This window comes from Gimesia sp., from assembly GCF_048262075.1.
Classification (GTDB): domain Bacteria; phylum Planctomycetota; class Planctomycetia; order Planctomycetales; family Planctomycetaceae; genus Gimesia.
On sequence record NZ_JBLXFK010000002.1, the window covers coordinates 417,926 to 432,600 of the forward strand.

The window sequence follows — 14,675 nt, forward strand, 5'->3', positions numbered from 1 at the left end:
TATCATGCAACCGATATTTGAACCAATCTGGTCCTGGCCAACGTTGATCCTGCTGATCATCGGGTTGATCACACTGGTTCTAACAACATATCCGAAACGTGTCAGGCATTTCTCACCAGGAATCCGTCGACTGCTGATTGGATTACGGCTGACAACAGTGTTGCTGCTGGTATTGATGCTGCTGCGTCCCTCCATTGAATTCAGTGATCAGACGAAGCAGCAGTCGTGGCTATACATCGTCGCAGATGCCAGCCGCAGCATGCAGACAGAAGATAGTCCTGGCAGCACGACTCGCCGCAATGAATTATTGAAAACGCTTCAAACCGTCAAACCATCACTCGATAATCTTGACGAAAATATCGGTATCCGACGTTTTGATTTCTCCAGCGAACTGGTTCCCGTTGAGACTTTTTCAGAGGAAGCTGCTGGAGAGCAGACGGCGATCGGCTATGCATTGGAAATGATATCCAGTCAATTACAGCAGGATCGACTGGTGGGAATCCTGCTGCTTTCCGATGGAGCCGAACGGGCGCTGCCTCCCTACGACGTCGACGCCAAAACACAGGCAAGCTACTTCGGTGACACGGGCATTCCCATCTATACAATTGGATTTGGCTCTTCCAGTCTAGAGGATACGACACTGGATCTGGTTATGGAGAGCCTGGTCATTGACCCGCTGGTATTTGAGAAAAAAAACACCCCCATCAGTGTCAAAGTCCGCAGCCTGGGAGCAGCGAATCGCGACATCACCGTACGTCTCTTGGTCGAAGACCGTACCGGCATCAAAAAAGGAGAGGCGGGGAAAATGGTGCCAGCAACAGCTTACAGTAACTCCCGCGTTGTGACCCAGATCCATCCGACCCAGAACAATGAACTGAGCACGGTTGAGCTCTTCTGGACTCCGGAAATTCCCGGCGAATATAAAATCGCGGTAGAAGCCGTTCCTTTGGATGGTGAAATCAAACAGACAAACAATCGGTTGGAAACAATTGTCACTGTCCAGAAAGGGGGGCTGCAGGTCGTTTATTTTGACTCTCTGCGACCTGAGCAGAAATTTATCCGTTCCATGAACGACCCCAAAATACAGCTGGATTATATTCCAGTTGGCAAAGGATTTTCCGGCAGCAGGAAACCACTCAATGCGGATCTCAAAGATCTCTCCCGCTACGATGTATTTATAATCGGAGATGTTCCTGCCGACATTCTCGGGCCTACCATCCTCCGAAAAATTGCAGATCGCGTTGATCAGGGCGCAGGTCTGCTGATGACAGGTGGATACCATAGTTTTGGCCCTGGTGGATACGCAGACACCCCCCTGGAAAACTTGATCCCTGTTGTCATGCGTGCCAGCGAAAAACAGGCCGGAAATGGCATCGCGAAAGATCTACACTATCTTGAAGATTTGAAAATGGTACCGACTTCACTGGGACTGCAACAGTTTGTGATGCAGTTGGATAGTTCACGTGCCGGAAATCAGCAAAAATGGAACTCACTGGCCCCACTCAAGGGAGCCAATCGTCTCAAGAAAAAGTTTGAAACCGTCCAGGTCCTGGCAGAATCTGCTGGAAATGAATCCATCCCGCTGCTGTTTGCGTCTGATGTGGGAAATGCACGTGTCATGGCATTCGCCGGCGATACGACTTTTCAATGGTTTCTAACCGGGAATCGCAGGGAACATGAACGGTTCTGGAGACAAATCATTCTCTGGCTAGCCCACAAGGAAAATGATTCCGACCAGAGCATCTGGGCACGTGTTGAACCCCGGAATGTCCCTCCAGGCAGCCAGGTCCCCATTCAGTTTGGAGCCCGGGACGACAAAGGAAAACCTGTTTCAGATGTTCAATTCACGGTGCAGGTCACAGGCCCTTCCGGAAAAACCAGTAAAACGGAACTGCAGGGGGCCGCTGGAACATCAACAACCACATTTTCACAAACCCAGGAACCCGGTGACTACTGGGTCACTGTCCGTGCCGAGAAAAACGGAAACTCACTCGGCTTCGACGCGACAACCCGATTTATCGTCGATCCGCGTGATCTGGAACTGGACAACCCTGCCGCTGACTACTCTCTACTGGAATCCATCGCGTCACTCTCTGGGGGCAGATCCTTGCCACCTGAGGAACTGGAAAGCTTCCTGATGCTCATGAACAAAGAGAATTTGTGGAATAATGACCTGACACGATACCGCCGCGTGTCCCTGTGGGACAACTGGTATTTCCTGCTGTGTTTTATATTCCTGCTCACCACCGAATGGTTCTTTCGGAAGCATAAAGGTCTGGTTTGACGGCCTTTACAGACAATGTCCAATCAGCAGGCAAAAAATCAGGGAAAATAGATTCTGACTAAAATTTCAGGAACATTCATACCATCACCGACGTCGATCATTCTATAATAGGTATAAGCGAATTCATTACTAATTCAAATCTGATTCAGGCACAGGCTTTCCATGTCAACGGCATCCAATCCGAAGCAGACGACCGAACAGCGATCTGGCCAGTATGCCAAGTTTGATGAATATGTGGATTATCAGGTCTCGAAAACCGGATCCAATATCAAAGCCAATGATCTGCTGACAACCACTGTAGGAATCTCCGCCATCTTTCTGGGCTACCTGCTAGTGTTTGTCCTGTTTGATCACTGGATCATTAAAGGAGGATTTGGCCATACCGCTCGACTGTTGATGCTGGCAGGAGTTTTTATAGCCTGCCTGGGCTGGGCAGTCTGGAAGCTAGTTTTACCCTATTTCAAAAAAGTCACGCACCTCTATTCTGCGCATGCCCTGGAACAGACGTCTGCTGAGATGGAAGGCTCTCTGCTCAACCTGATTGATCTGAAAAACTCCCACCGTGACGTCAATCCGGAAATCATCAACTCCCTGGAAAAACGCGCTGCACTGACCCTTTCTCAAACCGATACCGAGCAGGCCGTTGATCGGCGTCCGCTCATGAGACTCTCTTATATTCTGCTGTTCGTCGTGGCGCTGTTGTGTTTTTATGCACTCTTCTCACCAAAAGAAATCTGGCCATCCATTTCAGCTGCCATTTCCTTTTCGCCTCAACGAGAGTTCGCTACCCAGACCCAGATCAACTCCGTCACACCGGGTAATACCGAAGTCCTGTCGGGAAGCCAGCTGGAAGTCATTGTTGACCTGCGGGGAGAAGTTCCGGAAACCGTAACACTTTATTACTCATCCAGCGATGAAGGCCGCGTGGACGAGCCTGTCAAACTTCGCGCAATGGATGAAACTCTGAAACGGTACCAAGGCATGATTGTCGGGATCAACGGCCGGGGCATTCGCCAGGAATTAACCTACCATGTCCAGGCGGGAGACGCGACTTCTGAAGAATTTCGGGTCAAAGTCATACAGCCACCTTCTGCGACAGTACACTCGGTCCGATATGATTATCCCAAATACATGGAGCTGGCAGACGTCGAACAGCCAGGCGGAGCCATTGATGCCTGGGAAGGAACGAAAATCACCGTCGATGCCACGACGAATATGCCGATTTCTTCATTTGAAGTTCTCTTTTCTGACGAAGAAGATTCCAATTCATTGCTGGAAGAATTCAGAGTCGAAGAAAAGATCAACAAGAATTCGATTACTGCTTCCTGGAAACTGAAACTGCGTGCAGATGGATCATTTCCCAGGTTTTATCAGATCAAATGCCGTAATGAAGCAGGACAGACCACGCTTTCGCCTACTGTCAATCCCTTGATGATCCGCGCGGATCAGTCCCCTGAAATCAGCTTACTGACACCAAAACAGGACCTGAAGATGCCCGCCAACGGCATCGTTCCCATCTCCGTGATTGCAGAAGATCCGGATTTCAAGATCCGTTATCTGAATCTGAGAGTCGATAAACAGCAGATCCGGATTCTGGACAAAACCCTCTTTGAAGGCGCTGAAAAGAGTGTCGGACTCAATCACGATTTCGAACTGGGACCACTGCGATTATCCCCTGGCGAAACGATTTATTTCTGGGTCGAAGCCCGTGATAACAAACACCCGTCTGGTAATCGCCAGAACACACCGAAAATCAAGATTGAAATCACAGAGCCTGTCTCAAAAGAAGAGGCTCAGAAACAGCTCGAAGAGCAAAAACAGAAGGAAGCTCCACAGAATCCAAACTCTGACTCCATTCAGAAAAACAAATCGGAGCCGATGGAGAACAAATCGGACAAAACCGATCAGAAATCACCCGACCAGCCAGATCCAGACAAAAAAGAAGACGGGATGCCTGGTGATGAAACTAAACCCGGTGACGAAAATCAGCAGGAGAAAAACGGTCAAAAGTCAGGCAAAAAGAATTCCCCCCAGTCCGAATCAAATGATCCTCAAAATTCAGATGATCCGGGCGCTGGTCAGAATCCGAAGAAACCAGGCGAGAAACAGGAACTGGACAGCGATGGCGCTGACGATCAGGAAGCGATGAAACGCATTCTGGAACAACTGAAAAAAGAGGGCCAGAAACCAGACCCCGGTTCCGAACAGAAACCATCTGACTCTCAAAAGCAAGAGCCTGGAAAATCGGAAAATGATCCTCAGATGCAGGACCAGAAATCAGCCGGCTCCTCCAGTGAAAAAAACAATCCCTCCTCTGATGCAGGGAAAGGATCAGAAGGCACTCCTCAGGATTCACCTGAAAAGAGTTCCAATCCGCAGTCTTCGGACAAGGCAGATAAACCGGACAATGATCCCAGCAGTAAACAGAAACCATCCCAATCCGGTCCTGCTCCCAATGGCAAAAAAGAACAGGCGGCCCCCTCAGACGATGCGATGAAGACGAAATCGAATGGAGATCCCAAAGGAAAAGCAACTCCAAACCACGATCCTGACGCGGATCCCCGTAAAACCGATCAAGCTGTAGAACGAGATCCAAATCAAAAACCTGCCACTCGTCCGGGACAAAAAGATAGTCCCGCCAGCAATTCCTCTAAAAAGTCGGCTTCGGACACCCCTGATTCAAAAACCGAAAAACCTGGCAATCCTTCAGAATCAAATCCACAGCAGGGAATGAGAAAACCGGAAAAATCAGACCAGAACCCATCTCCTTCCGATAAACAGCAACCTTCAACCAATCCTGATTCCAAACAGAAACCAGATCAACCCGATGGTTCCAATGAACCTCCACAAGATAAAGGCCGTCCCACAGATCAGAAATCAAAACAACCACAGAATGGCGAAAAAGGCAATAGCTCACAAAATGACCAGGGACAGAAGGGGAGCCAGCAACCGGGCAAAGGTGATTCCACCGGACAGAAAGGGAATCAGGAACAGAGCTCTCAGAAACAACCGGCTGATTCTAAACAGTCGATGAATAAGCCGGATTCGGATAGCAAATCTGATGAGAAATCTTCAGGCCAGAACCAACCGAGCCAAAACAAATCCGGTCAGAACAAATCGGGAGAAAGTAAGTCTGGTAAAAAAGGTGGTAGTCAGCCCGGCGGGAAAGAAAGTGGTTCAGCAGGGAAAGGACAGTCCAAGTCAAAAGGAGGCCAGAGTGCGGGTTCCAGTTCCGGTCAGCGTGGGGGTGACCCGCAAGGCAGTGGCTCTACCAAGGGAGGTCAGTCTGCAGCAACCGATGATCAGGATTCCGGAAACAGCTCCCCTCCCGGCTTGCCTGAGGAGGAAGATGCCAACCTGGAATACGGAAAAGAAGCAGCCAATCTGGTCCTGAAACGAATAAAAGATGAACTGAAACGAAAAGAGGTTAATCAGGAACTGCTCAAGGAACTGGGTTGGACCAAAGAAGAGATGCAGCAGTTTTCTGAGCGATTACAGAAGCAGTTGCAGACTCCCGAACAGGAATTACAGTCTCCTGAATCACTGGCCCGCAAACGTCAGTTCGAGGAGATGTTAAAATCACTCAAACCTGCGAAACGAGCCGCACAGCGCGAACGCACCAGTACCAGAAAACAGAACACCGACAGTATTGGCCCTCGACGCCTGCCAGTCCCCGAAGAATATCGGGAAGCCTACGAAGCCTTTACGCGTGGTTTAGCTGAGAAGAAAGCCTCAGACAAGTAAACCACAACCGACTGTATAAACGGTCTCCCGTTTATGAGAGCAGTAATTCCAAATCGTCGCTGGAAAGGTTCTTGAGGACACTCTGGTTTTCTTCCAGGATCGCATCTGCCAGTTCCCGCTTCTGCTGCTGCAACTCGGTAATTTTCTCTTCGACCGTATTGCGGCAGATCAGCTTGTAGGCAAACACGCGTTTGGTCTGGCCGACCCGATGCGCCCGGTCGATCGCCTGTGTTTCCACAGCGGGGTTCCACCACGGATCCAGAATGAACACATAGTCGGCGGCAGTCAGGTTCAACCCCAAGCCTCCCGCTTTCAAACTGATCAGGAACACGCCACAGTCTTTGTCAGCCTGGAACCGTTCCACACGCTCCTTGCGGTCACGCGTCTGTCCATCCAGATATTCATAGACAATATTCTTCTGATCCAGATGTTCCTGCACAATTGACAGCATACTGGTAAATTGTGAGAAGACGAGTGCTTTATGACCTTCTTCGATCAGCTCTTCCAGATGCGGTATCAGTACATCCATTTTTGCTGAGGCATCCAGAGCCCGCCCGCGATCCAGCAGGGCAGGGTGACAGGCAGCCTGTCGCAGACGCAGAAGGGCTTCGAGTACGTGGATTTTCGTCTTGCCCAGTCCTTTGGTTTCGACCATTCCCAGGATGGAATCTCGATAGTGCTGTCTCAGTTCGTCATACAGGTTGGTCTGTTCTTTACCCATATCACAATACAAGGTTTGCTCGACTTTTTCAGGCAGTTCGTTGGCAACCTGTTCTTTCGTCCTTCTCAGAATGAAGGGGCGTAATGCATTGCCCAGCAGAACACGGGCATTTTTATCTTCAATGTCGTTTGTATAGGTTTTAAAGACAGAGCTGCGTCCCAGCATTCCGGGATTCAGGAACTCAAAGATCGACCAGAGATCTCCCAGGTGGTTTTCGACAGGAGTACCACTGAGTGCAAGACGATGTCGAGCCTGAATCAGCCGTGAAGCCTTGGCTACCTGTGAACCAGAGTTCTTAATCATCTGGGCTTCATCCAGCACGGCGTAATCAAACTGAATATCTTTAAACTGGGTAATGTCACGCCGCATCGTACCATAAGTCGTCAGCACCAGATCATAATCGGTTAACTGCTCAATCAGCTTACTGCGATCGCCGCCTGCGTACTCGATCACTTTGAGCTCAGGCGTGAACTTGGATGCTTCCTGCATCCAGTTGAACATGAGTGATTTCGGTACGACAGCCAGCGAGGGAAGATGCTCGTCCCGCGCCCTTTTCCGTCGCAGCAACAGTGCCAGGAGTTGAACGGTTTTCCCTAACCCCATGTCATCAGCCAGACAGCCACCAAAATGGAAGTCCTGCAGGAACTGCAACCAGCCCAGGCCTTCCAGCTGATATTTACGCAAATCTCCCTTAAATCCATCTGGCTCTTTATCAATGGCAATTCCCGAAAACGAACGAAGCTTTTCGCGAATTTCATCAAACTTGGTATCGGTCTCGACATATTCCTGAGAATTGAGCAGGGCATCCAGCAGTGCCACCTGGTTGGGTGCAAACCGCAAATGATCTTCATCAGTCACAGCAATCCCGGCCAGAATCCCATATTGTTCGATCCACTCTTCCGGCAGAATCCCCAGAGATCCATCATCAAGTCGAATCGAAGAATCACCCCGCGCTAACGCAGACAGTAACTCGGGGAAACGCACTGTTTGACCTTCAAAGTCAATATCCGCGTGCAGTTCGAACCAGTCAATACCGGACTCCACTTTGAACATCATATTCGCTGGTTGATGTACCTGTTTGCCATCGGCGCGAACGGCCCAACCCTCTTTAATCAGTTCACGAACCGCTCCTCCCAGGTCACGGGCAGAGATCTCAACATCCCGTCCCTGGATCCTCCGGTCAAGCAGTCTCCGAAACCCGCTGTCCTGCAGCAGTGTCCAGGCTTTCGATTCCTTCTCCCGATTGCGGAGAATACAGCGTTTTTCTCCCCGGTCTACAATCGCCCATTGGGTGCTTGAGCCGGATACCAGGTGATCCAGATAGTTGAAGTGAATTTCACCATACAGGCGATCCTGCTGCCAGCGTTTTTTCTGCGGCGAATGAATCAGCAGTTCCGGCTGGGGATCACAAGTAACCTCTTCCAGATGCAGTTCTTCAGGAAGTTCCAGTCGAGGCAGTACCGGCATATCCAACAGGCGATCTACCAGTTCCTGCTGCTCGCCGTCTTCCACTTCGATCGTTTCATTCAGCTGAATCATTTTGATCCAGGGAAACGCGTCATAGTCTTCCAGGGGGGTAATTTTATCATGGGTCAATACGAGCCCGCCCGCAACGATCAGTCGCGCAGAGGAGATCTGTAGAACTTCATCGTCCCGTTTCAGATGACCGTGTAGTTTCCAGTTGGAATTTTTTCGGTCCCGTTCCACACCCATGCAGAATTCCCAGGTATGTTCCCCATCCCATTTCAGGGAATCAACATCGTCGGGCTGACGGTTCAAATAGCGTACATGTCCCGTACCACACATTAATGGCAGGATCAGTTCACACAATTCATAGGGAATACGATAACGAAACGCAGCGACCTGAGTTTCCGTCTGTTGTGCCCGCCAGTTTGTCCGTTCAGGTGTTCCCCCTGACAGATAGGCCAGAATCCGTCGATCATCCTCATGTTCGACTTCCTGCAGTTGCCCCGCTTTCAGTTTCAGCGGTTTCAGTTTGCCCCATTGCCCGTTGGCACGTCGCTGGCGCTGTGAAGTCTGAACTACCAGTTGCCCCGATTCGAGGCTTTCTTCAATGTCGATTTCATAGAAGATCTCTCGTTCCTGCTGCGTGGTTTTCGAAAGCACTGGCGTGAGGGCAAACTCATTCTTGAGTTCGACCAGTCGGGCTTCCCAGTCACGCAGACGCGGTTTGGAAGAGACTGCTGTCGAGGGGCTCGTGCTGGCACCTGATTTGGTTTTTCGGGAACGTCCGCCACCCATTTCAAAGTCATCGGGCATCGAAAATTCAAAATCATCCATCTCGTCATCAAAGGAAAGTGGCGCATTCTCAATGATAAACGGCGGAATGTAACCCGGTTTGACCGCACCGGCCAGATAGCCCGCGTCATCCACAGCCAGAATGGCGGCCCAAAGATGTTTGCAGACGTTGAACTTCTGAAACTGGTCACAAGTGCAATACGTCTTCAGATTGCCATCATCGCGTGTGAGTTGGGTCTGGTACTCGACACCATCCCGTACCACAGCAAAAATATGATCGGCGGTAATCCGGGTCAATTCCACCCGTTCCGCTTCAATATACGCTGCACCACGAAATCGAATATCGGCACGAAATTGATTTTCCAGCAATTCTGCCAACGTCATGGACGGCCTCCTGCCTGATCCCAAAACGCGTTTCGCATTCTTGAGACACTCCCAGTTATTTTCATAAGTCAGTCCTGAATTGAACCTGGACCAACGCTAGTATCGGTCGGAACACATACATTTTTAATCGCGCGGCTCTCAAAAAAGTCTGTTGAAGAACCGGGCCTTATAACCCTCAAACCCCATTCAGAGCGCATCTTACGAGGTTACTAGATCACCGTTGCTTTTGACCAGTCATTATAGCGGGTTTTCTTCTGAATTTTTGACTTCCGCGAAAAAACAATGTGAACATTCCGTTATCTCAAAGAGTCTGCTAACTTCGGTCCCTTGAGACTGGTCCAGCTCTAAAAAGTGTGATATACGACTCCCACAGCCTGCTGAGTCGATTCACTTTTTTGAAAAATAATTTATAGTATCTGTTTTCACCACCAGTCCGGCTCAGAACTGCAAGCATGAAGTCTAAGCTTACCTGAAAGCAATTTGCGACTATGGAAAATCTCCATCAAACTCTTACAGACCAGGAAGTCATTCAGTGGTTTGAATCCAATCTTCCGGTTGAAGACTATCGAAACAAGAGTATCCTGCTGATCGTTCCCGATGCGACCCGCACAGCGCCGTTACCCCTGTTGTTTTCGACATTCCATCGAATTCTCAGTCCGGTAGCAAAACGGATCGACGTCCTCGTTGCGCTCGGCACGCATCCTCCCATGCCGGAAATAGATATCTGCCGCCTGTTGGGTATCTCCGAGTCAGCCAGGCAGTCGGAATACAAGGATGTAGGACTTTACAACCATGAATGGGACCAACCTGACAAGCTTACACAAATCGGGACACTCACGAAAGAGCAGACTTCTTTAATCTCTGCAGGGCTCCTGGAAATGGATGTCCCGGTCACCATAAATGCACGCATTAAAGACTATGATATCCTGCAGGTCATGGGGCCCGTCTTTCCTCATGAAGTCGTGGGCTTTTCTGGAGGCAGCAAGTACTTTTTCCCTGGAATCTCCGGACCGGACCTTTTGAACTTCTTCCATTGGCTGGGTGCCTTAATCACCAATGTCGGGATTATCGGCGTTAAACAGACCCCCGTACGCGAAGTGGTCAACCAGTCTGCAGCGATGATTCCCAACGAAAAACGCTGCATCACCTTTGTCGTGGCCCCAGACAGCTCATTATATGGCCTGTTTTACGGTTCCCCGGAATCCGCCTGGGAATCCGCGGCTGATCTGTCTGGCCAGATTCATATTAAACGCATGCCGAAGCCGTTCAAACAGGTTTTGTCCTGTGCACCATTGATGTACGACGAACTCTGGGTCGCTGGAAAATGTATGTATAAACTGGAACCAGTGGTGGCAGACGATGGCGAACTCATCATTTATGCTCCCCATATGAAAGAAATCTCAATCACACATGGCAAGCTGATTGAAGAGGTCGGCTATCATGTCCGGGACTATTTCACAAATCAATGGGAACAGTTTAAAGATTTCCCCTGGGGTATCCTGGCACACTCGACACATGTTCGTGGGACGGGCACATTCGAAAACGGTGTGGAACGTCCGCGGGTTCGTGTCACGCTGGCATCACAGATTCCTCCCGAATTGTGTGAGAAAATCAATCTCGGCTACAGAGATCCTGACACTATCGATATCGAAGCATTCGCGAACCGGGAAGAGGAAGGCATTCTGCTTGTCAGAAAAGCAGGGGAGCACCTCTACCGCCTCGAAGAGGAATAGACCAGAAACTAGCGGCACTAATTTTTCAATCGATCGACAACCATAAACACTCAAGAAATATTCGAAACAAAACCATGAATACACATTCTGAGAAATTTGAGTTAAAAGCACGACTGGAACTGGCCTTGGCGGCGTCTGAAAAAGCCAGCGAGCTTATTATGCAATATTACCAGTCTCCCGACCTGAAGGTCGATCGAAAATCCGATGACTCTCCCGTGACGATCGCCGATCGCGGCGCAGAAGAAATCCTGCGGGAAGAAATCACCATGGCGTTTCCCGAAGACAGTATTATGGGTGAAGAACTGCCTCCCGTTGAAGGGACAAATGAGTTCAAATGGATTCTCGATCCCATTGATGGCACCAAACCGTTCACACAGGGAGTCCCCCTGTTTGGAACCCTCATGGGACTGGAAGAAAATGGGAAGCTGGTTCTGGGAGTCTGTCGATTCCCCGCGCTGAACGAAGTCGTCTATGCCATCAAAGGCGAAGGCGCCTGGTGGAAAATTCGTGACCAGGAACCACGACGAGCTTACGTCTCTGATAAATCTCAACTCTCCGAAGCGGTCTTCTGTACCACCACCATGACCCGCTGGGAAACCATTGGCAAACAGAAGTCGTACGAATACCTCTGCCGTAACTCCTACCTCGCTCGCGGCTGGGGAGACTGTTACGGTCACATGCTGGTCGCCACGGGTCGCGCGGAAGTCATGGTCGATCCGGTCCTCAGCCCCTGGGATGCAGCTGCCTTGCTGCCTATCCTGGAAGAAGCAGGCGGACACTGGATCGATTTCGACGGCAACCCCTCTATCTATACGGGAAATGGCATGGCAGTGAATGCAGCGCTGAAAGACGAAGTTCTGCAGATCATCGCTCAGTAAACGGCCCGCTTCGTCGCTGTTCTGTATATAAACGAGTGTGAATTCCATGCTTTCTGCAGTTTCGGAACGTATCAACCTGCGCTGAATGTCCCTACAGAATTCAGCAAGACAGACTGAAAAAATTCGACTTGACACCGCTGCGCCGCGAAACATGATAAGCGCCAAAGTGAGTCGCGCGCGTGGCCAGTTTACAGTGCACTGAAACACGCGACACTTGTTCCGACTCTTCACTACAATTGACCCAGTTTTTTCCAGATTTGCACTGCCTGAAACCGAACCAGTTACCAATGTATGCCTGCGGGTCGCCGCACATCGCAGGCCTTCACTACAGAACCGCCCCGGATTCGCACCAGATCGTCCCTTTGTCGACAAATATCGCCACCCGATGTTGTTCACATCCTCTTGACTCACTCGTGCCACTCCCCAAAATAGTCCCTCATCACGTAAGTTGAAAATACTGTCATTAAAATTCATCCTGAAATACTTGAAATGAGTTCTTACAGTCATGCTTCTGTCCCCCTGTGGATACGCTGCGCAGGCTCCCCCCGTCAGCAACCAGTCTGACTGCCTACCGAAGCTCTACCCTCTTGATTTTACTCGATCTCATCAGAACCCACCCAGATGAATAACCCGCACCAGACGAGGTTCCGGGAGCGGATCTCCCCCTCAAAACCAGTGATTTGAACTCCCATTGATCGATTCCCACCAAGTTTGCTACGATTGTCTCTGCAAGGACTTAGCTTCAAACATTCCGGAATAATACCGCAACATTCAGGGAAGAATACGATGGCCGGTTACAAGGAACATATCAGCGTCAGCGGCTTACTGGGGATCGGCTACGGTACCATCGCCAGTCTGTTCATGGGCTTCACTCCCACACAAGGCATCCTGGCCGGCGTACTGACCTGGGTTGGTGGCATGCTGCCTGACCTGGATTCCGAGACTGGCCGTCCCATCAAAGAGCTGTTCTCCCTCACCGCGGCCGTCGCTTCCTTTGTCGCCATGCGCTGTATGATTCACAAAGGAGCCGATCCGGACAACGCAATTCTGATGGCAGTCGTCACTTATGCCGCTGTGCGTTACGGTGCTGCTTCTATCCTCAGTAAATTTGCCGTACATCGCGGCATGTTCCACAGCATCCCGGCACTGATCATCACAGGGGAAACCGTCTTTCTGGCCTATTTCAGCGATTCGTATTCCGTCAAATTTCTGATGGCCGGCGGGATTTCACTCGGTTTTCTATCACACCTGGTTCTGGATGAAGTCTACAGCGTGGAACGCAGGGGGGTGACCATTCGACTGAAGAAGTCCTCAGGCAGCGCCCTCAAATGGTTCGGGAAAGGTCTGTTCGGCAATGCAGTCGCCTATGCGATTCTGCTGACCATGACCTATATCTCCCTTGTAGATTCAGGTGTCCTGATTCCACCTCAGCAGGCTGCCCCGATAGAAAATATCGATGCACCGGTCCAGCAGGCCTCTCCCTTCAGAACAACAGAACGCCTCTGATCCAACTGTTCTTTGAACAGTCACAATGGAAACATGCATCGCAGGCCCCTATAATCAGTATTCTATCCTGGAATGGAATCTTCAATCATTCAGAATACTGAGGACTGCACTCAATGAAAATCGCCGGCGTTCAAATGGATGTTTCTCTGATGGACAAAGAGGGAAATCTCAGCCATATCATCGAGAAAATCAAAGAGACCGCTGCTGCAGGTGCCAGCCTCACCGTATTTCCCGAATGTGCGCTGACCGGATATTGTTTTGCCAGCCTCGAAGAAGCCCTGCCATACGCGGAATCCATTCCGGGCCCCACCACCGACAGACTGCAGAAAGTCTGTCGCGAATGGAATCACTCTGTCGTCATCGGGATGCTGGAGCGGGCAGAGCAGGGCGTCTATAACGCGGCAGTTCTGATTACACCACAGGGGGTGCTGGGCAGCTATCGCAAAATCCATTTGCCCTACCTGGGAGTCGACCGCTTCGCGATACCCGGTGACCGCGCATTCGCAGTTCATGCACATCCCGAAGCGAACATAGGCCTCAACATCTGTTACGACAGTGCGTTCCCCGAATCCTCGCGTATCATGACGATCGAGGGTGCCGACCTGATCGTCCTGCCCACGAACTGGCCCACTGGCGCGGAACACGTTGCCGAGCATGCCATCAATACACGATCGATGGAAAACGGAATCTATTACTGTGCCATCAACCGTATCGGGGAGGAACGTGGGTTTGAGTTTATCGGCAAGAGCCGCATCACAGGCACGGCTGGAGAGACGTTAGCCTGTTCACAGGGAACGGATGCGGAAATTCTCTACGCAACCATTGAACCAGCCCGGGCTCGCAATAAACGGGTCGACCGTGTCCCCGATAAACATGTGATTCACCGCCTGGCAGATCGACGTCCCGAACTGTACGGAAAAATCACAGAGCCGCATGGGCTGCAACCACCGAATCGTGACTGAGCCTGCCCCGGATGCAACTGGCAGACTGGCATTGGTTGACTGGCAGCGGGACTGAAACTGGCTGAATTATCCCATGCCTTGTTTCGGTTGGCACAATCTATGCTCTTAAATATGCTGCTGATGCTTACCAGCGACAGGTACTCAATTAACGAACTTAATTCCAGAAACGACCTTCCCGTTGAGGAAACTGTTTCTGTTCGCAAT

7 protein-coding genes are annotated in these 14,675 nt (G+C 50.5%); 6 read left to right on the plus strand and 1 reads right to left on the minus strand.

Annotated features, from left to right (window positions below):
• The first annotated feature begins 4 nt into the window (after positions 1-4).
• Together ACN0YH_RS05335 and ACN0YH_RS05340 are read left to right on the plus strand one after the other, a co-directional pair.
• Entirely contained in the window at positions 5-2,284 is a 2,280-nt protein-coding gene (locus ACN0YH_RS05335; protein ID WP_417378524.1) for a glutamine amidotransferase, read from the plus strand.
• A gap of 162 nt (positions 2,285-2,446) precedes the next feature.
• Positions 2,447-6,028, plus strand: coding sequence for a hypothetical protein (locus ACN0YH_RS05340; protein ID WP_417378525.1), 3,582 nt, complete (start codon positions 2,447-2,449; stop codon positions 6,026-6,028).
• Between the two features lie 31 nt (positions 6,029-6,059).
• On the opposite strand, the gene ACN0YH_RS05345 is transcribed toward ACN0YH_RS05340, so the two are convergent.
• Positions 6,060-9,392 carry an SNF2-related protein gene (locus ACN0YH_RS05345; RefSeq protein ID WP_417378526.1) on the minus strand — a complete coding sequence of 1,111 codons (3,333 nt, stop codon included), beginning with the start codon at positions 9,390-9,392 and terminating at the stop codon, positions 6,060-6,062.
• Between the two features lie 488 nt (positions 9,393-9,880).
• Between ACN0YH_RS05345 and ACN0YH_RS05350 the strand changes: the two genes are divergently transcribed.
• The 4 genes from ACN0YH_RS05350 to ACN0YH_RS05365 all read left to right on the plus strand — a co-directional run bounded on the left by ACN0YH_RS05350 (position 9,881) and on the right by ACN0YH_RS05365 (position 14,471).
• Positions 9,881-11,125 (plus strand): lactate racemase domain-containing protein, encoded by a 1,245-nt coding sequence (locus ACN0YH_RS05350; protein WP_417378527.1) that lies wholly within the window; start codon positions 9,881-9,883, stop codon positions 11,123-11,125.
• A 74-nt stretch (positions 11,126-11,199) separates the two neighbouring features.
• Positions 11,200-12,003, plus strand: a complete 804-nt coding sequence (locus ACN0YH_RS05355; protein ID WP_417378528.1) for an inositol monophosphatase family protein — start codon at positions 11,200-11,202, stop codon at positions 12,001-12,003.
• A 786-nt stretch (positions 12,004-12,789) separates the two neighbouring features.
• A complete protein-coding gene (locus ACN0YH_RS05360; protein ID WP_417378529.1) occupies positions 12,790-13,509 on the plus strand; it encodes a metal-dependent hydrolase in 720 nt (239 codons plus the stop codon).
• Between the two features lie 113 nt (positions 13,510-13,622).
• Positions 13,623-14,471 carry a carbon-nitrogen hydrolase family protein gene (locus tag ACN0YH_RS05365; RefSeq protein WP_417378530.1) on the plus strand — a complete coding sequence of 283 codons (849 nt, stop codon included), beginning with the start codon at positions 13,623-13,625 and terminating at the stop codon, positions 14,469-14,471.
• Positions 14,472-14,675: the final 204 nt, after the last annotated feature.

Coding starts and splice junctions, on each gene's coding strand:
- ACN0YH_RS05335 (WP_417378524.1), top strand. CDS start 5: ATGCAACCGATATTTGAACCAATCTGGTCCTGGCCAACGTTGATCCTG.
- ACN0YH_RS05340 (WP_417378525.1), top strand. CDS start 2,447: ATGTCAACGGCATCCAATCCGAAGCAGACGACCGAACAGCGATCTGGC.
- ACN0YH_RS05345 (WP_417378526.1), bottom strand. CDS start 9,392: ATGACGTTGGCAGAATTGCTGGAAAATCAATTTCGTGCCGATATTCGA.
- ACN0YH_RS05350 (WP_417378527.1), top strand. CDS start 9,881: ATGGAAAATCTCCATCAAACTCTTACAGACCAGGAAGTCATTCAGTGG.
- ACN0YH_RS05355 (WP_417378528.1), top strand. CDS start 11,200: ATGAATACACATTCTGAGAAATTTGAGTTAAAAGCACGACTGGAACTG.
- ACN0YH_RS05360 (WP_417378529.1), top strand. CDS start 12,790: ATGGCCGGTTACAAGGAACATATCAGCGTCAGCGGCTTACTGGGGATC.
- ACN0YH_RS05365 (WP_417378530.1), top strand. CDS start 13,623: ATGAAAATCGCCGGCGTTCAAATGGATGTTTCTCTGATGGACAAAGAG.